The following is a 17,282-nucleotide window of genomic DNA, read 5'->3' on the forward strand; positions in this document are numbered from 1 at the left end:
GTCATATCGATGGACTGGAGCGATCTGCGCATCTTCCTGGCGATTGCGCGCGAAGGCACGCTCGGGGCCGCCGCGCGCAAGATCGGGCAGACCCAGCCGACGATGGGACGGCGGCTTCGCGCGCTCGAAACCGCGCTGGGGCAAACGCTGTTCCAGCGCACCGCCGATGGCTTTGTGCTGACCGACGAGGGTGCCGCCGTGCTGCGCCACGCCGAGCGGATCGAGGAGGAGGCGCTCGCGCTTCAGCGACACGCCTCGGGTGCGGAGACGCAGCTCGACGGCATGCTGCGCCTGTCGTCGTCGGACTGGTTCGGCACGGTGATGCTGTCGCCGGTGATCGCCGCCTTCGGCAAGCGCCATCCCAAGGTGACCGTCGAGCTCCTGACCGATGCGCGCCTCTACAGCCTGCCGCGGCGCGAGGCCGACCTAGTCTTCCGCATCAAGCCGTTCAGCGAACCCGAGGTGATCTCGAGAAAACTGCGTGATTGAAAGGTTGGCGGGGTGATCTGTCGTAGCCCGGGTGAGCGAAGCGACACCCGGGACCGGTGGCGAGAGGAACCCGGATATCGCCGCGCTCATCCGGGCTACAAGATCTCGCGTTGCCCGTCGGGCAAAACACCACAACTCTCGGTCAATGCCTGAAGGCCAAAATATTCCACTTTACCGAAATTCGGAAACGGCGTATCCATCGCATCAACCCGGCCCAAGGAAGAGGGGCGTATCGCGATCGTCACGAACGCGGGCCGGGCGGCGGTGGACGTAGACCATACTGGTGCGAAGGTGATCGCAGGGCGGGCAGCCGTGAGCGAAGCACGTCGCACGCACGACCGGTGTGATCCACGTACGGCCAAATCGTGTCGTCCTGGCGCCCGGGGTCTGTGCGCCAAGTCTTGTGGTGGTGCCTGTTGCCCAACCGGGCGCGCGCATCAGCCATCTGCAAGGCGACGGGGGCAATAGTGCATCGCTCCCCGGGGAGAGCACGACATAAGCCGTTCCAACTACTGCGCAGGGAAGGCCGGGATGTCTTGGCTACACCTGTATGCCGCTGTGCAGATTTCTCATCACAATTTCGCACAGTGGACCGCGGGTGCCAGCCGGCTCCCGGTCTTCCCTGCGCCCTCTTTCAATTGGGGGTGAGGCATTGCCGCAAAGCTCGGGCGAAACAAGCCGCGAGGATGCGAAGGTGTGTCAGCGGGGCGTAGGATGGGTAGAGCACTTGCGAAACCTATCATGCCTCCGCGTGGCAAAGCGTGATGGGTTTCGCTTCGCTCTACCCATCCTGCGAACTGTCATCCACACTCCGTCATTGCGAGCGTAGCGAAGCAATCCAGAGCGTTTCCGCGGTGGGAGTCTGGATTGCTTCGCTACGCTCGCAATGACGATGTTGAGGCGGCGGTGCGCCAGAGGTGCAAGCTCGCGCGCCGACCACGCAGCGCATTTTAAGAAACCGCCATAGTCTCTAACGCCCACTAACCAACACCTGATTTAAAACTGTCATAATCGCCGAATGGAAGCCGCGGCTGCGTCCTTTTTACACGCCATTAAGCGCGGCTGCTTTGGATGCGCTCGGGAAAGTGCGTTGGGGACTGCAATGAGTGCCGCGAAGAAGATGCCGGGCAAACCGGCCACCGAAATGTTCGACGACATCCCGGTGCTTCAACGCAAATGGCGTGCCGCGTTGAAGCCGGGCGAACGGCTGCCGCGCTATGAGGACGTGATGCTGGGCAGCCTCGGACGGCTCGCCGACCACATCGCGCTGCTGAAGAACGATGGCGCGCTCGAATTGTCGCGCAGCGGGCGTTACGTGCAGAAATGGCTCGGCGAGGAACGCTGGGATATCCCGGTCGCCGATCTCTCGCCCGACTGCGCCACGGCGCTGTCGGAAGCCGTGGCGAGCGCGCTCGAAAACGGACGGCCGCACCAGGCCAGCGCGCATTGCGTGCGCGACGGCATGGTCAGGACATATGATTTACTGGCGCTGCCGACCGCCTCGCGCTGGGGCGCCACGCTGGTTGGCGCCTACATCAACGAGCGCGGTGCGCAATACAATCTCTTGGACGCGATCTTCTCTTCGACCGATGACGCCGTGGTCTCGCTGGCGACGCTGCGCGATGCCGCAGGCAAGCCGTTCGATCTCCAGATCGTGCATCACAACAAGAGCGCCGGTGCGCTGCTGAAGGTCGCGAGCGCGGGCCTGTTGTGGCGGCGGATCGGCGAGGGGGACACGCTATTGGCCTCGCCCGAGGTCATGGGCTTCCTGCTCAAGGTCGTCTCCGGCGGCCGCGGCGAGCAGCTTGAGATCGAAAACGACGGACGGTACCTTCGGCTCAGTGCCACCGCCTTCGCCGACGTGGTCTCGTTGACGATCTCCGACGTCACCGCGTTGAAGCGGCGCGACGCCTCGTTCCGTCTGCTGTTCGACAACAACCCGATGCCGATGTGGGTGTTCGAGGCCGAGAGCAAGGAATTCCTCAGCGTCAACGATGCCGCGGTCCAGCATTACGGCTACAGCCGCGCCACCTTCCTGCGCATGAAGCTGCACGAAATCTGGCCCGAGGACGAGTGGGACAGCCATGCCGAGGCACTCGAACGCATCGGCGACACCTATCACTCCTCGCGCAACTGGCGCCACCTGCGCGCCGACGGCAGCGAGATCGAGGTGCTCACTTTCGGTCGCCGCGTCACCTTCGACGATCGCGACGGCTATCTGGTCGCGGTGGTCGACATCACGGAGCGGCGCAAGGCCGAGGCGCGGATCGCCCACATGGCGCATCATGACGGGCTCACCGACCTGCCGAACCGCGAACATTTCCAGCAGCGCTTGAAGCAGGCGCTCGACCAGGCCGGGGGAAAACGGGTCGGCGTGCTCTATGTCGACCTCGACCTGTTCAAGAACATCAATGATTCCTTCGGGCATCCGGTGGGGGATCGCCTGCTGAAGCAAGTTGCCGAACGCCTCACCACCGCGGTCCGCGGCGCCAATCTCGCGGCCCGGCTTGGCGGCGACGAATTCGCCGTGATCCTGGCAGCCGACGTCTCGCCGAACGAGGCCAGTGCCTGCGCGACCTTGCTGATCGACATGCTGAAAGCACCCTACGACCTCGACGGCCAGGAGATGGTGATCGGCGCCAGCATCGGCATAGCGCTGTCGCCCGGCGACGGCACGACGTCGGAAGAGTTGATGCGCAACGCCGACATGGCGCTGTACCGGGCAAAGTCCGACGGCGGCGGCGTGCACCATTTCTTCGAGCGCGAGATGGACCTCCAGGCGCAGAAGCGCCGCGACATGGAGCTCGATCTGCGCCGGGCCTTCGCCAATGGTGAGTTCGAGCTGCACTATCAGCCGCTGGTGTCGATCGCGTCCGACCGCATCTCCGGCTTCGAGTCGCTGTTGCGCTGGCGTCATCCCGACAAGGGCATGATCTCGCCGGCGGAATTCATTCCGGTCGCCGAAGACATCGGCCTCATCACCCAGCTCGGCGAGTGGGTGCTGCGCGAGGCCTGCGCTGAGGCGGTGAAATGGCCCGTTGACGTCAAGATCGCGGTCAATCTGTCGCCGGCGCAATTCCGCAGCCGTAACCTGGTCCAGGTCGTGATCTCGGCGCTGGCGCAGTCCGGCCTGTCGCCGAAGCGGCTCGAGCTGGAGATCACCGAGTCGATCTTCCTCGCCGAGACCGATGCGAACCTCGCGATCCTGCATCAGCTGCGCGAGCTCGGCGTCGGCATCTCCATGGATGATTTCGGCACCGGCTATTCCAGCCTCAGCTATCTTCGCAGCTTCCCGTTCGACAAGATCAAGATCGACCGCTCCTTCGTCAAGGATCTGGCGCAGCGGCCGGATTGCGGCGCGATCGTGCGCGCGATCTCCGGCCTCGGCCGCAGCCTCAACATCACCACGACCGCCGAAGGTGTCGAGACCGAGGATCAGCTCGACTGGCTGCGCGCCGAAGGCTGCAACGAGGTGCAGGGTTTTCTGTTCAGCGCGGCGCTGCCCGCAGCGGAGATCGCAAAGCTGCTCGCCGATTTTGGCCAGCGCGCCTCACGGGCGGCGTAGCCCTTCGGGATAGCAGCCGTAGACCAGTTCCTTGAAGGCGGGCGTGATGCGGCTGCGCTCGTTCTGGGTCTGCTGCATCAAGAGATAGACCATGTCGAGCTTGGGATCGACGCCGAAATAGGTGCCGCTGCCTGAATCCCATTTCAATTCGCCGATCGATCCGGCCGGCGGCGGCTTCGCATTGCCGGGATCGGTGCGCACACCGATGCCGTAGCCATAGCCAAAACCGTCGCCCGGGAAATAGAAATAGTCGCGCGCGACACCGGAGCCGGGTCCGACGTGATCGGTGGTCATCGCCTTGAACACGGCGGGGCTGAGGTAACGCTTGCCCTCGAACTCGCCGCCATTGAGCAGCATCTGGGAGAAGCGTTGATAGTCGGTGATGGTCGAGAGCAGGCCGCCGCCGCCGGATTCCCATTCGGGATGGGCGAGGCGGTCGCGCTCGCCGGCGAGCAGGACCGGATCGCTCGGCAGCGGCCGCGCCATCCGGGCGCGCTCCTCCGGCGTTTTCAGGACGAATTTGGTGCTGTTCATTCCGAGCGGATCGAGAATGCGCTGCTTGAGGAATTCATACAGCGTCTGCCCCGAGATGATCTCGATGACGGCGCCGAGCACGTCGGTGGAATGGCCGTAGCGCCACAGCGTTCCGGGCTGGCGCGTGAGCGGCAGCTTGGCGACGCGGTCGGCGAATTGCCTGTTGTTGAAGGGCCCCTCGAAAATGTTGGCGGCCTGGTAAACCTGCATCACCCATGGAGCGCCGATATAGTCGTAGCTGATGCCCGAGGTTTGCCGCAGCAGATCCTCGATGTTGACAGGGCGGATCGGCGGCTCGAGTTCGATCTTCGAGGTGCCCTCCGGCTCCACGCCCACCTTGGTGTCGGCGAAGAGCGGGACGTATTTCGACACGGGGTCGGTGAGCGCGAGCTTGCCCTCGTCGATCAGCATCATCGCGCCCAGGCACGTGATCGGCTTGGTCATCGAGTGGATGGCGAAGATCGTGTCCGGCGTCATCGCAAGGCCGGTCCTGGTGTCGCGCACGCCGAAGGCCTTGAGGTAGACCGGCTTGCCGTGCTGCTGGACCATGATGACCGCGCCCGGCAGGCGACCGCGCGTCACCTCGTTGTCAAAATACGCGGTGATGCGCTCAAGTCCGTCGGGCGACGGGGCAGGGATGTCGGCCGCGCGGCTGCGCGCCATCGTGCCGGCGAAGAGTGCGGCCCCGACCAGAAATTCACGACGCTTCATCCGGGCTTCCTCCCTCGCCGGGATCAAAGCCGCAAGACGTCGGAGGCGTCAACAAGACATCGATTAAAAACGCGTCACGATTTCCGAAAGGAACGGCCGCGGACGGTCTTCGCTGGGCTTGGTCGGCGTGCCGATGTGGACGAGGCCGGCGAGCTTTTCGTCCGGCTTGAGGCCGAGGCCGTCCAGCACGTCGCGATCGAAGGCGAACCAGCCGGTCAGCCAGCAGGCGCCGTAGCCGAGCGCGGTCGCGGCCGTGACAATGTTCATGACGCTGGCGCCGGCCGACAATTCCTGCTCGAACGCCGGCACCTTCGGATGCGGCTTGGTGAAGCTGACGACACCGATCACCAGCGGCGCGTCGGTGAGGCGTTTGCGCTCGGTCTCGACATTCGCCGCCGGCGCGTCCGGATTCTTGCGGGCGAAGACCTTCGCGATGACCTCGCCGGCCCGCTCGCGTGCGTCACCCTCGAAAATGATGAAACGCCAGGGCGCGAGCTTGCCGTGGTCGGGCACTCGCGCCCCGATGGTGAGGATGGTTTCGAGCTCGGCGGGGGAGGGGCCGGGCCCGGTCATTTCGCGCGGCTTGACCGAGCGGCGGGTCTTCAGGAGTTCGATGGCGTCGGGCACTGGGGCGTCCTCTTCGGCTGGTCGTCGGGCGTGCCATGCCGAGATAAGCATGCACGCCCGCAACCGAAAGCGAATTTAGATCGATTTCAGGGATCAGGCCGCGCCGCGCGCCCGCCGGACGTCCGGCGGGGTCGCTTCGTCGACGAGGGCGGCGAGCGCCTCCACCGTCGTCATCACCTTCTGGCCCTCGCTGCCGAGCCGGCGGACGGAGACCGACTGCGTCTCGGCCTCCTTCTTCCCGCACACGAGCAGCGCCGGAATCTTGGCCAGGGAGTGCTCGCGGACCTTGTAGTTGATCTTCTCGTTGCGCAGGTCGATCTCGGCCCGAAGTCCCGCGCGCCGGACCTGTTCCAGCACCTGCTTGGCATACTCGTCGGCCTCCGAGGTGATGGTGGTGACCACCACCTGCACCGGGGACAGCCAGAGCGGAAAATTGCCGGCATAGTGCTCGATCAGGATGCCGATGAAGCGCTCCATCGAGCCGCAGATCGCACGGTGGACCATCACCGGCGCCTTCTTGCCGCTGTCATGGTCGATGTAGAACGCACCGAACCGTTCCGGCAGGTTGAAGTCGACTTGCGTGGTGCCGCACTGCCAGTCGCGGCCGATGGCGTCGCGCAGCACGTATTCGAACTTCGGCCCGTAGAAGGCGCCTTCGCCCGGATTGATCTCGGTCTTGATGTGGTTGTTCTGGGCCTGGATCTGGCTCAGCACGGTGGCCATCACGCGCTCGGCGTGATCCCACATCGCATCGGTGCCGACGCGTTTCTCCGGCCGGGTCGAGAGCTTCACCGTGAGATCGCCGGTGAAGCCGAAATCGGCATAGGTCGACAGGATCAGCTCGTTGATCTTCAGGCACTCGTCGGCGAGCTGGTCCTCCATGCAGAAGACGTGCGCGTCGTCCTGCGTGAAGCCGCGCACGCGCATCAATCCGTGCATGGCGCCGGAGGGCTCGTAGCGATGCACCACGCCGAACTCGGCGAGGCGCAGCGGCAGGTCGCGGTAGCTCTTCAGCCCGTGCTTGAAGATCTGCACGTGGCCCGGGCAGTTCATCGGCTTGAGCGCAAACCAGCGCTTGTCCTCGGCCTCGTCGCCGGCCGACTGCGCCGCGAACATGTTCTCGCGGTACCAGCCCCAATGGCCCGAGGTCTCCCACAGCACCTTGTCGAGGATCTGCGGCGCGTTGACCTCGCTGTAGTCGCCGGCGAGGCGGCGGCGCATGTAGGCGATGAGCTGCTGGAAGATGGTCCAGCCCTTCGGGTGCCAGAACACGACGCCCGGACCTTCCTCCTGGAAGTGGAAGAGGTCGAGCTCGCGCCCGAGCTTGCGATGGTCGCGCTTCTCGGCTTCCTCGATCTGCTTGAGATAAGCGTCGAGGTCCTCCTGCTTGGCGAACGCGGTGCCGTAGATGCGGGTCAGCATCGGGTTGTTGCTGTCGCCGCGCCAATAGGCGCCGGCCACCTTCATCAGCTTGAAGGCGTTGCCGACCTTGCCGGTCGAGGTCATGTGCGGGCCGCGGCAGAGATCGAACCAGTCGCCCTGGTAGTAGATCTTGATCGGCTCGTTGCCGGGAATGGCGTCGACCAGCTCGACCTTGAAGGCCTCGCCCTTGTCGCGGAACACCTGTTTGGTCTTTTCGCGATCCCAAACCTCTTTCGTGAAAGGTTTGTCGCGCGCAATGATCTCGCGCATCTTCTTCTCGATCGCGGCAAAGTCTTCCGGCGTGAACGGCTCGTTGCGGAAGAAGTCGTAGTAGAATCCGTTCTCGATCACGGGGCCAATGGTGACCTGCGTGCCGGGCCACAGCGTCTGCACGGCTTCGGCGAGCACGTGGGCGCAGTCGTGGCGGATCAGCTCGAGCGCGCGCGGATCGTCGCGGTTGATCAGCTCGATCTTGGCATCGGCTTCGATTGCGTCGTCGAGGTCGGAGACCACGCCGTCGAGCGCCATCGCAACCGTGCGCTTGGCCAGCGACGGCGAAATGCCCTTGGCGATCTCGAGGCCGGTAATGCTCTTGTCGAATTGGCGCTGGGCGCCGTCGGGGAAGGTGAGGGTGACTTTGGCGGCGGGGGACACGGGCTTGAGATTGCTCAGGCTGTATTGGAAACCGGATTCGGATTTGGGCTGTTCGGACATTGCTTTTCTCCTGAAGCTCACTCCTGCGAACGAGCGCAGGTAAGCGGGAACGAGCGATATATCAGGCGATTCGGCCTGTGCAATCCGGCATTTCCAAGAAAGTGGCGCGCAAAAGCCGAGACCGTGCACCAACTATTTCGCGCGCTACCCTTTCAATGGCCGCAGGCCTGCTCTACATGCATTTGCATGGAAAATTCTCCTGCTGCCGGCCGTTTCACGCCAACCGCCCTGATGCTCGGCAATCTCGTCACCGGCTGCTCGGTGCTGGCGCCGGCGGGCATGCTGCCGGAATTGTCGACGGGGCTCGGCATCACCATCCATGCCGCGGGGCTCCTGATCACCTTCGGCGCGATTACGCTGTGCATCGGCTCGCCGTTGACGGCGTGGCTGACCAGCCGCATCGAGCGGCGGACGCTGCTTGCGACGACGCTTGCGGTGCTGGCCTTGGGCAATCTCGCCTCGGCCTTTGCGCCCGACTACACGAGCCTCCTCATCATCCGCCTGGTGATGCTCGCGGTCGGTGCGCTCTATACGCCGCAGGCGGCCGGTACGGCGGCGCTGATCGTGCCGGTGGAGCGGCGGGGCAGTACCATCGCCTACATCTTTCTCGGCTGGTCGTTAGCTGCTGCCGTCGGTCTTCCGCTGCTCACGTTCATCGCCAGCCGCTATGGCTGGCGCGCGGCCTATGGCGGGATCGGCGCGCTCGGCTGCATCAGCTTCCTGTTGCTGCTGCTGCGCCTGCCGGCGGGCCTGAAAGGCGCGCCGGTGGACCTGAAGACCTGGAGCGCGGTCGGCCGCAGCAGGACGATTTTGCTGCTACTTGCGATCACGATGTTGCAAATGTCCGGGCAGTTCGTGGTGTTCACCTTCATGGGCCCGCTGCTCAAGAAGCTCACCGACGCCGGCCCCGATGCAATCGGCATGGTGTTCGGCATCTACGGTGTTTGCGGCTTCCTCGGCGTCGTCATCGCGACCCGCATCGTCGATACCTGGGGACCCTTCCGAACCTCGTTGCTGTTCACCTGCCTGCTGCTTGCAGGCATCACCGGCTGGGCGCTCGGTGCGGGGAGCCTTGTGTTGATGGCGCTCGCGGTCGCGATCTGGGGCCTCGGCTTTGCGTCCACCAATTCGATGCAGCAGGTGCGGCTGGTCGCGGCTGCGCCGCCGCTCGCATCGGCGACCGTCGCCCTCAACACCTCCGTCCTCTACATCGGCCAGGCTGTCGGCTCCGCCATCGGCGGGCTGCTGTTCGCCCGCGAGCTGTTGCATCCGCTTGGCTTCGTCGCGGTCGGCTTCGTCGTCCTGGCGCTGATCCTGGTGGTTCTGACCCGGCCCCGGCCGGTTGCTACCGCCTGACGCCGCGTTTTCGTGTGCGCAAGGTGCTTGGCAAACCGCGCGCGGGAGCGCTAGAAGGCGAGGCATGGGGACCAAAGAGAGTTGACTGAAATGAGGATGATTCTGGCGGTTGCCGCGGTGCTCTATTCAGCCTCCGCGTTTGCGCAAACCGACAAGCCACCGATGGTGGGGGACAAGCCGCTGGTGCAGGTCCAGGCCAAAGGGACCAAGGAGACCGCGGCCAAGCCGGCTGCGGCGCCGAAGGGCAAGCCGCAGTCGATCGCGGCGCGGCTCCAGGCCTGCCTCGACCTCGATGATGGCACCAAGGACCGCCTCAACTGCTACGACGCCATTATCCCGCCGACGCCGAAGCCGAAGCCGGCGAAGGCCAAGGGCTATGCCGATTGCCGCTTCTTCAAGGAAGAGGACGAGCGGCTGGCCTGCTTCAACGGCTTTGCCGAGAGCATTCCGAAGCTGCCCAAGACCTAAAGGTCAAGACTTGAAGATCAAGAAGGTCATGAGCTGAGGTCTGGAAGCCGGACGGCTAGTCGCTGATCCGGCTCAGCACGGCCCTGAAGGCAACGCCCGGCACCTGCAGCGCGGTGCCTTCGAATTCCGCCGTGTCGCCGTCCTCCCGGCCGGCGAGCGTCAGCGTCACCCGGTCAATGCCGAACAACGCCTTGAAGGACGGGTCGTCGTTGTAGCGCTGGGTCGAGATCTTGACCTTGATGCTGTCGCCTTCGCCCATATAGCTGCCGACGAATGCGAACGCGGAATTGCCGCCGCGCATCTTGCCGTCGGTCACATAGACGACGCCGCAGCCGGTTCCATGAACCGTGTGGAAGTCGACCTTGTACAGTCCCTGACGCACTGCCTGTCCCTGCGGAAGTCCAACACCAACTCGGTCGGCAAATTATGATCCTTGCCAGCGGAAGCAATCCGGTCGGCCCCGGGGATATCGGCCATCAACATCACATTTTGATCAAAGCCTGAGACAATTGCAGGCAGCGCGGCCAAATGTTGGCGCTGCGCAATTTCGATTTAGCGGCTCGATGAGGACGGATTGGTGGAGGCAACACGCGTCAGCGCCAGCGAAGGCGTCGCCGACATCTTCACCAGCACCTCCTTGAGCGGGTCCCGGGTCCACGCGCGCGTCACATAATCACGATGTGTGATGCCGTCGCCGGTTTCGACGAACACCACGCTGCCGGGACGAAGCGGCCCATCCATGTCCTCGGAGACGCCGATGCCCTTCTGCCGCAGCATGCTCATCAGCTCGCGGTCGCGCCGCGCGGTGTAGCGGGTGTAGGAACTGACGAAGAAGCCGGAGCGGTGGCTCTCGATCCAGGAGGCGAACTTGTCCATTTCGCCGTAGACGGCATCGAGCAGGACGACGCCGCGGACGCGGTCGCTGATGCCGCCGACTTCGAGGCTCCAGGCCGTCGGCAGGAAGCCGCCGCTGTAGCCGACGATCACGATCGGCATGTTGGCGAAGGCGCGGGCGCTGTCGGGATCGCCGGTGAGCCGGGCCAGATGGACCGCCGACTCTTCCATGAAGCGCTTGAGGCCGCCCGCCTGCCAGAACTTGCCGGCGCTGGAATCGGCGGCATCGACCGCCATCTGCGGCGCCAGCAGGATAGCGTTGGCGCCGGAATCGGTGACCTGCCGCGGTACGAGTTGCCGGTCGCGCACGTCGCGCTCGAGCGTTGCGCCGTTGCCGTGGAAGAACACCACGATCACGCCCGGCTTGCGCACGTCGAAATGCTCGGGCACGTGCATCAGCACGCGGCTGTCGCTGTAAGTCTCGTCCTGCCAGTAGACGCGCCCGGAATAGCTGCGGTGGCCGCGGCGATCGCCCTTGGAGATGTTGAGGAACGGCGTGTCGGAGGCGGGATTGTTGCCGAAATAGGGGAAGGCCGACGATTTCATGCTGACGAGCGTCGTCAGGTCTTCGCGTGCCGGACGCTGGTAGGGGACCTGTGGTGCGAGCGAGGCCACCTTGTACGGCGCCTGCTCCGGCTGAGGCTGCTGCTGCACGGCGCGTTTGGGCGAGAAGTCGGACATCTGCCGTTGCAGAAAACTCTCGCTCGCCGACGGGAAGCGCTCCTTGAATTGCGGGGCGGGGAAACGATCCTCGAACGTGTCGCTGCTTGCGACCTGAGGATTGGTCTTCGCGACGATTTGGACGTTAGCCTGCGAGTTCGCCGCGAGCGTCGCCGGGTTGGACGCCTTGCCGCATTGAACCAGCGTGAGCGACAGCGGCACCAAGGCTGAGATCACCGCGATCCGGAGCGCACGGCCACGCGCCCCGGACAGCGCCCGATCGGCACGAATATCAGCTCTCAGTTTCGGAGCGGCCCCGACCATCCACCCATGACCCCAAGTCATGTCCACAAGCCCAGCGGCAATATTCAAGCTAATTGAGCCGACTGGCGTTTAGGCGACGTTAAGTGTCCGGAGAAACTTCCCCACATCCGGAACGCTCGAAAGGACCATGCAATCGTGTCCTGATTGTGAGGGAGCGGAACGGGATTCTCCGGTGTTTGCGGAGGTTTGTCGCCCAGGATCATGCGCAAAAGGTGCCGCAATACCGATTCCGTGCGCCTCATTTAACCCTTGTTAACCCTGCTTGAATTGACTGGACCAAACTGCACGATGCTCACCACGAGACGTGACGCCCGAGGTTGAGGACCCCGATGACGGCATCAGATGCGGGTACCGCGCACTGGACCGGCCGGCTCACAGGGAGCGGGTCGGGGGTCTCCGTTCTGGTCGCAACCGCCATCGTCGTTGCAGACATGATCGGGGTCGGCGTCTTCACCAGCCTCGGCTTCCAGGTCAAGGACATCCCGTCCGGCTTCTCGATCCTCGCGCTCTGGACCATCGGCGGCATCGTCGCGCTGTGCGGGGTGTTCTCCTACAGCGAGCTCGGCGCGATGTTTCCGCGCTCGAGCGGCGAGTACAATTTCCTCGGCCGCGCCTATCATCCCGCCTTCGGCTTTCTTGCCGGCTGGGTCTCGGCGACGGTCGGCTTCGCAGCGCCCGTCGCGCTTGCGGCGATGGCGTTCGGCGAATACGCGAAATCGGTCTATCCCGGGGTGCCGCCGATCCCGCTTGCCATCGCCGTGGTGTGGTTGGTCTCGATCGTGCAATTGACCGGCGTCAGGCACTCCTCGACCTTCCAATTGGCCTCGACCGTCTTGAAGGTCGTGCTGATCGTCGCCTTCCTGGTCGCCGGCTTCGTCATCGGTGTGCCGCAGCCGATCGCCTTCACGCCACAGCCGGGCGACTGGGCGCACATCGTCAGTGCGCCCTTCGCGATCGGGCTCGTCTTCGTGATGTACTCGTTCTCGGGCTGGAATGCCGCGACCTACATCATCGGCGAGATGAGCACGCCACAGCAGAACCTGCCGCGCGCGCTGCTCGCGGGCACGCTGATCGTGCTCGTCCTGTACGTCGCGCTGAATGCGGTGTTTCTCTACTCGACGCCGGTCGGCGCGCTGGCGGGCCAGCTCGATGTTGCCAGCGTCGCCGGCAGCGCGATCTTCGGCAGCCTCGGCGGCCGGATCGTCGGTGCGATGATCTGCGTCGGCCTGATCTCCTCGATCAGCGCGATGATGTGGATCGGCCCGCGCGTCATGATGACGATGGGCGAGGACATTCCGGCCCTGCGCGTGTTCTCGAAGCGATCCGTGAGCGGCGCGCCCGCCTATGCCATCCTGTTTCAGCTTGCCGTCGCCAATCTGCTGCTGTTCACGCGCAGCTTCGAGGCGGTGCTCGACTTTATCCAGTTCGCGCTGCTGTTCTGCTCGTTCTTCACGGTCGCCGGCGTCATCAAGCTGCGCATCACCGATCCCGACCTGCCGCGGCCCTACCGCGCCTGGGGATACCCGTTCACGCCGCTCGTTTTCCTGCTCGTGACGGGGTTCATGATGTACTACCTTTTGACCGAGCGACTGGTCCAGTCGCTTTCGGGTATGCTCGTCATGCTCGCGGGCCTTTTGATTTATGCTGTTTTCCGCAGGCGGCCGGTCGCCGCTGGCACGTCATACAATCGCGAATAGACATGGTTCGAGCCTTAAGAATTGCGGCCGTCGCTCTTGCCCTGCTGGCTGCGGCCGTCTCGTCTGGACGTGCCGCCGACGTCACCTTCGATGATGCCGCGCGCTTTCTCGCGGGCATGCAGCCGTCGCCGGACTCGCCGCTGGTGCCGCTCACCAAGGACCCGGGCTGGCAGCGTCACGCAAAGTTCTTCGACGGCGCCTTCGCCCAGCTCGAGCAGCGGCAGCTCTCGAAGATCCGCAATTGGGCCGAGGTCAATCTGGCCGCGCCCCGGCCGACCATGTTCTACCTGTTCAGCGGTCCGGATTTTCTCTACGCCGATGCGTTCTATTCCAAGGCCAGCACCTACGTGCTCGGTGCGCTCGAGCCGGTCGGCGCGGTGCCTGACCTGACGCGGCTGCCGCGCGGCTCGGTCGGTGCCGCGCTCTACAATGTCGAGCGTTCGCTCGGCTCGATCCTGAGCTTTTCCTTCTTCATCACCAAGCACATGAAGGTCGACCTGCACGCCAACCAGGTCAACGGCACGTTGCCGATCCTCTACGTCTTCCTCGCGCGCTCCGGCAAGACCATCCGAAATGTCGAAATGATTGCGCTGGACGACAAGGGTGGGGTGCATGCGGGAGGCGACAATCCGGGACGGAACGCGACGCGCGGTGTCCGCATCACCTTTGTCGGAAACGACGGCGAGGCGCGCACGTTGTACTATTTCTCGACCGATCTCTCCAATGCCGGCGCGCGGGCCGCAGGCTTCCTGAAGTTCTGCGGGACGCTCGGGCCAGGCAACAGCCTGCTCAAGAGCGCGTCCTATCTCCTCCACAAGGGCGACTTCACCGTCGCTCGCAACTGGCTGCTTACCAACAGTGCGACCATCATCCAGGACGATTCCGGCATTCCGCTTGCGAACTACAATGCGCAGCAGTGGCGGTTCTTCCCGTTCGGCCGCTATCTCGGACCGATCGACGAATTCCCCGGCCGCTACCAGGGGCGCTACGCGGAACTGTTCACGCGCGCCCAGCCGATCGATTTCGGCGTCGGCTACCGCTGGCGCATGCACGAGTCGAACTTGCTGCTGTCGGTGAAGGTGCCGGGAAGCGAGACGGCGCCGGCTGCGGAGACCACCTCGTCCGCCGAGCCGTCGCCAAAGCCGCCGCGTCCGAAGCGGCCGCGCCCGCCCGAGTCGATCCCGCCACAGTCGGGGCGCTTCTTCTGGTTTCGCTAGGTTGCCTCTTGAGGTGAGCGTCACGCCGGGCCCTGCGCCACGACTGGTGCTGGCCCTCTAGCGTCCAGCCTACCAGTGCACGCTCTGACTCGGCACGATGAAGGCCGTCGTGCTCGGCGGCGTGGCAAGGCTCGTCGCCAGATACCAGCCGGAGCCGACCACGAGCGCCAGCAGGGCGATGATGGCGAGCATGTCGATGGTTCTGGGGTCGTGATGCCCTTTGGAACCAGGATGTGAACCGTGTCTGAAGTGAAAATGAGGGCTGATTTTCCAGCGCATTGTTGTTTCCTCCCGTGGGAGCATCAAAACAACGCGAGGGGAAAGTTCCGGTTCCATTCAAGGCAGCGATGCGCGAAGCACCGCGGCGTTCCCGGTCGGCAGATTCAGGCTGCGTTGACGCCGCGCCAGCGAGCGTAACGCCAAGGCAAGTACCAGCGCGCGCCTTGCGGTGCGGAGAGGGGCACGTTGTCGATTCCCGACGTGCCGAACGGGTTGCAGCGGAGCAGGCGCGCGAGTGTCATCCAGCCACCGGCCCACAGTCCGAACCGTTCGATCGCCTCATCGCCATAGACGGAGCAGGTCGGCAGGTGCCGGCAGTTGTAGCCGACCAGCGGCGACAGCGTGTGACGATACAGCCAGATCAGTCCACGGCCGAGATTACGTGGCTGGCGCAGCAGTGAAGCAGCAATTGTGGAACCGACTCCGGAGGCTGAATGCTTCATGTGCGCTCTGCTTCAAACCTTTGCCTCGACTTGCGCGGTTCCTGCGCAGGGAACGTCAGCGTGTTGCGCGCGTGCCATATTTTGCATGTTTTTAGGGAGCAGTGCAGCAAGTCCGTATGGACGAGCTGTATTCCCCCGGATACCATTTTTGTGACACTCGTGGAAACATACGTCTGTATGATCGACTCATCGAGCGCGAAGCGGGGATAATCGCGCCAATGGGGCTTGGGGAAGGGACCGGTTTGAAACTTCTGGAGTCGCTCAATCTTCGCGGCTGGTTACTGGTAGGAACAGCCGTTTGTGGAGTCGTGCTGGCTGGCGCCGTCGCGACATTCGGGTCGTCGGCCCGGGCCGGTGCCGCCCTCGAAGAGCGCAAGCTTCCGATGAAGTTCGGCTGGGTCGCCTGCGAGCCGAACTGCCGCGGCTGGGTCAGCGCGGTCGGCATCATCACCGCTGATACGCCCAGGGATTTCGAGGAGTTTTCGCGCGGACGCCAGCTTGGTGGCGCCACCGTGGTGCTCGATTCCAGCGGCGGTTCCGTCAACGATGCGATCACGCTCGGCCGGCGCTTCCGCAATCTCGGACTTTTGACCACGGTCGGCATCAGCGTTCAGAACCGCGGCGGGCAGTCGGCCCGTCCGGCGGTTGTGCCCGAAGCCTATTGCGAATCCATGTGCGTGTTCCTGCTGCTGGCCGGCAAGAAGCGCTACGTGCCGGAAGCCGCTCACGTCCGGGTCCACCAGATCTGGATGGGCGATCGTGCCGACGATGCCAGGGCGGCGAGCTACAGCGCGCAGGACCTGATGATCGTGGAGCGCGACATCGGCCGGCTCGCCAAGTACACGTTCGACATGGGCGGCGCCGGCGACCTGCTCTCGCTCGCGCTCAGCGTGCCGCCGTGGGAAGATCTGCACGAGCTGGATGCTGGCGAGCTGAAGCTCACCAATCTCGTAACCACCAACCTGGTGGCCGACGTGCTGCCGCACGTGGACGTCGCGGCCCCCGCAGTGGCGGAACTTGCGCCGAAGACGCAGGCGAGGTTCGGCGAGGAACCGGAGCCGCAACCCGTCAAGTCGACCAAGACGGCGGAAGTCGTGGTGCCGACCGGCGCGGCGCAAAGCGCAGGCTCGCAGAAGTAAGATTTCCCTATCGTCATTCCGGGCTCACGCTGGCGCGCGTCCCGGAATGACCTTGACCAAATTAGCCCTGCGCCGTGGCCGGCTGCTTGGCCTTCGCCTCGATCTGGCCGATGGCATCGACCACGGCATCGAAGGTCAGAAGGGTCGAGGCGTGGCGCGCCTTGTAGTCGCGGACCGGCTCGAGGAATTTGATCTCTTCCCATTTGCCTTCAGGAGGCGCGCCATTCTCCTTGAGCATCTTGCGAACGGTTTCACGTAACTCACGGAGTTCGCTCGCGGTCGAGCCGACGACGCGACTTGCCATGATGGATGAGGAGGCTTGTCCGAGGGCGCAGGCCTTCACGTCATGGGCGAAGTCGGTGACCCTGTCGCCCTCCATCTTGAGGTCGATCCTCACGGTTGAACCGCACAGTTTGGAGTGGGCCGTGGCGCTGGCATCGGGGTCCGGAAGCCGTCCGAGGCGTGGAATATTCCCGGCCAGTTCGATGATCCGCTTGTTATAGATGTCGTTCAGCATGTGATGGAGTCCAACACTTCCGCACCGGATCGGCCTTGGCGGGCGCCGTCCACGGTCCTATATAGGGCTGGAACTGGCGAAAAAACAGTCCAGCGGTGCGGCAGCGGTGATCCAGACCTGCGCTGCCGGCGTGATGACGCGGGGATTTTTTTCGTCAAAACTGTTCTCTTCAGGCGTCCGGCGGCTTGCCGCCCCGTCTGCCGGTGACACTCCGGCCGCGAGGCCG

Annotated in this window: 14 protein-coding genes and 1 pseudogene; 7 read left to right on the forward strand and 8 right to left on the reverse strand. The window is 64.3% G+C overall.

The annotated features are described in order from the left end of the window. Positions 1-9: 9 nt before the first annotated feature. Together JQ627_RS30320 and JQ627_RS30325 are read left to right on the forward strand one after the other, a co-directional pair. Positions 10-480, forward strand: a pseudogene (locus JQ627_RS30320) (LysR family transcriptional regulator); the annotation flags it as partial. 1,111 nt (positions 481-1,591) lie between these two features. Next, positions 1,592-4,054 (forward strand): bifunctional diguanylate cyclase/phosphodiesterase, encoded by a 2,463-nt coding sequence (locus JQ627_RS30325; protein ID WP_212488035.1) that lies wholly within the window; start codon positions 1,592-1,594, stop codon positions 4,052-4,054. Here the strand turns inward: JQ627_RS30325 and JQ627_RS30330 are convergent. The 3 genes from JQ627_RS30330 to thrS all read right to left on the reverse strand — a co-directional run bounded on the left by JQ627_RS30330 (position 4,040) and on the right by thrS (position 8,062). After that, positions 4,040-5,299, reverse strand: coding sequence for a serine hydrolase (locus tag JQ627_RS30330; protein ID WP_212488036.1), 1,260 nt, complete (start codon positions 5,297-5,299; stop codon positions 4,040-4,042). The two genes, JQ627_RS30325 and JQ627_RS30330, sit on opposite strands and share 15 nt — an antisense overlap. Before the next feature lie 63 nt (positions 5,300-5,362). After that, positions 5,363-5,926 carry a nitroreductase gene (locus tag JQ627_RS30335; protein ID WP_212488037.1) on the reverse strand — a complete coding sequence of 188 codons (564 nt, stop codon included), beginning with the start codon at positions 5,924-5,926 and terminating at the stop codon, positions 5,363-5,365. 93 nt (positions 5,927-6,019) lie between these two features. After that, positions 6,020-8,062, reverse strand: a complete 2,043-nt coding sequence (gene thrS / locus JQ627_RS30340; protein WP_212488038.1) for a threonine--tRNA ligase — start codon at positions 8,060-8,062, stop codon at positions 6,020-6,022. A gap of 186 nt (positions 8,063-8,248) precedes the next feature. On the opposite strand from thrS, the gene JQ627_RS30345 reads away from it, so the two are divergent. Continuing rightward, on the forward strand, positions 8,249-9,418 hold the full coding sequence (locus tag JQ627_RS30345) for an MFS transporter (protein ID WP_212488039.1): 1,170 nt from the start codon (positions 8,249-8,251) through the stop codon (positions 9,416-9,418). Positions 9,419-9,508: 90 nt separating this feature from the next. Continuing rightward, positions 9,509-9,886, forward strand: a complete 378-nt coding sequence (locus JQ627_RS30350; protein ID WP_041958452.1) for a hypothetical protein — start codon at positions 9,509-9,511, stop codon at positions 9,884-9,886. A gap of 55 nt (positions 9,887-9,941) precedes the next feature. On the opposite strand, the gene JQ627_RS30355 is transcribed toward JQ627_RS30350, so the two are convergent. Continuing rightward, positions 9,942-10,268, reverse strand: coding sequence for a GrlR family regulatory protein (locus JQ627_RS30355; RefSeq protein WP_212488040.1), 327 nt, complete (start codon positions 10,266-10,268; stop codon positions 9,942-9,944). 170 nt (positions 10,269-10,438) lie between these two features. After that, positions 10,439-11,764, reverse strand: coding sequence for an alpha/beta hydrolase (locus JQ627_RS30360; protein ID WP_212488041.1), 1,326 nt, complete (start codon positions 11,762-11,764; stop codon positions 10,439-10,441). 329 nt (positions 11,765-12,093) lie between these two features. On the opposite strand from JQ627_RS30360, the gene JQ627_RS30365 reads away from it, so the two are divergent. Then, a complete protein-coding gene (locus tag JQ627_RS30365; RefSeq protein WP_212488042.1) occupies positions 12,094-13,461 on the forward strand; it encodes an APC family permease in 1,368 nt (455 codons plus the stop codon). A gap of 2 nt (positions 13,462-13,463) precedes the next feature. Continuing rightward, positions 13,464-14,678, forward strand: a complete 1,215-nt coding sequence (locus JQ627_RS30370) for a hypothetical protein (protein ID WP_212488043.1) — start codon at positions 13,464-13,466, stop codon at positions 14,676-14,678. 69 nt (positions 14,679-14,747) lie between these two features. On the opposite strand, the gene JQ627_RS30375 is transcribed toward JQ627_RS30370, so the two are convergent. After that, positions 14,748-14,957 carry a hypothetical protein gene (locus tag JQ627_RS30375; RefSeq protein ID WP_212488044.1) on the reverse strand — a complete coding sequence of 70 codons (210 nt, stop codon included), beginning with the start codon at positions 14,955-14,957 and terminating at the stop codon, positions 14,748-14,750. A 104-nt stretch (positions 14,958-15,061) separates the two neighbouring features. Continuing rightward, positions 15,062-15,400, reverse strand: coding sequence for a membrane protein insertion efficiency factor YidD (gene yidD, locus JQ627_RS30380; RefSeq protein WP_212488045.1), 339 nt, complete (start codon positions 15,398-15,400; stop codon positions 15,062-15,064). 242 nt (positions 15,401-15,642) lie between these two features. On the opposite strand from yidD, the gene JQ627_RS30385 reads away from it, so the two are divergent. Beyond that, a complete protein-coding gene (locus JQ627_RS30385) occupies positions 15,643-16,539 on the forward strand; it encodes a hypothetical protein (RefSeq protein WP_212488076.1) in 897 nt (298 codons plus the stop codon). 61 nt (positions 16,540-16,600) lie between these two features. On the opposite strand, the gene JQ627_RS30390 is transcribed toward JQ627_RS30385, so the two are convergent. After that, positions 16,601-17,056: an iron-sulfur cluster assembly scaffold protein gene (locus tag JQ627_RS30390; protein WP_212488046.1), complete on the reverse strand. Its 456-nt coding sequence runs from the start codon at positions 17,054-17,056 to the stop codon at positions 16,601-16,603. Between the last annotated feature and the right edge of the window lie 226 nt (positions 17,057-17,282).

It is taken from the genome of Bradyrhizobium liaoningense (assembly GCF_018130785.1).
Classification (GTDB): domain Bacteria; phylum Pseudomonadota; class Alphaproteobacteria; order Rhizobiales; family Xanthobacteraceae; genus Bradyrhizobium; species Bradyrhizobium liaoningense_A.

Bases quoted from the DNA above. Each gene is read 5' to 3' on its own strand.
- JQ627_RS30350 (WP_041958452.1), top strand. From the start codon at position 9,509: ATGAGGATGATTCTGGCGGTTGCCGCGGTGCTCTATTCAGCCTCCGCG.
- thrS (WP_212488038.1), bottom strand. From the start codon at position 8,062: ATGTCCGAACAGCCCAAATCCGAATCCGGTTTCCAATACAGCCTGAGC.
- JQ627_RS30360 (WP_212488041.1), bottom strand. From the start codon at position 11,764: ATGGTCGGGGCCGCTCCGAAACTGAGAGCTGATATTCGTGCCGATCGG.
- JQ627_RS30365 (WP_212488042.1), top strand. From the start codon at position 12,094: ATGACGGCATCAGATGCGGGTACCGCGCACTGGACCGGCCGGCTCACA.
- JQ627_RS30375 (WP_212488044.1), bottom strand. From the start codon at position 14,957: ATGCGCTGGAAAATCAGCCCTCATTTTCACTTCAGACACGGTTCACAT.
- JQ627_RS30370 (WP_212488043.1), top strand. From the start codon at position 13,464: ATGGTTCGAGCCTTAAGAATTGCGGCCGTCGCTCTTGCCCTGCTGGCT.
- yidD (WP_212488045.1), bottom strand. From the start codon at position 15,400: ATGAAGCATTCAGCCTCCGGAGTCGGTTCCACAATTGCTGCTTCACTG.
- JQ627_RS30390 (WP_212488046.1), bottom strand. From the start codon at position 17,056: ATGCTGAACGACATCTATAACAAGCGGATCATCGAACTGGCCGGGAAT.
- JQ627_RS30345 (WP_212488039.1), top strand. From the start codon at position 8,249: ATGGAAAATTCTCCTGCTGCCGGCCGTTTCACGCCAACCGCCCTGATG.
- JQ627_RS30330 (WP_212488036.1), bottom strand. From the start codon at position 5,299: ATGAAGCGTCGTGAATTTCTGGTCGGGGCCGCACTCTTCGCCGGCACG.
- JQ627_RS30325 (WP_212488035.1), top strand. From the start codon at position 1,592: ATGAGTGCCGCGAAGAAGATGCCGGGCAAACCGGCCACCGAAATGTTC.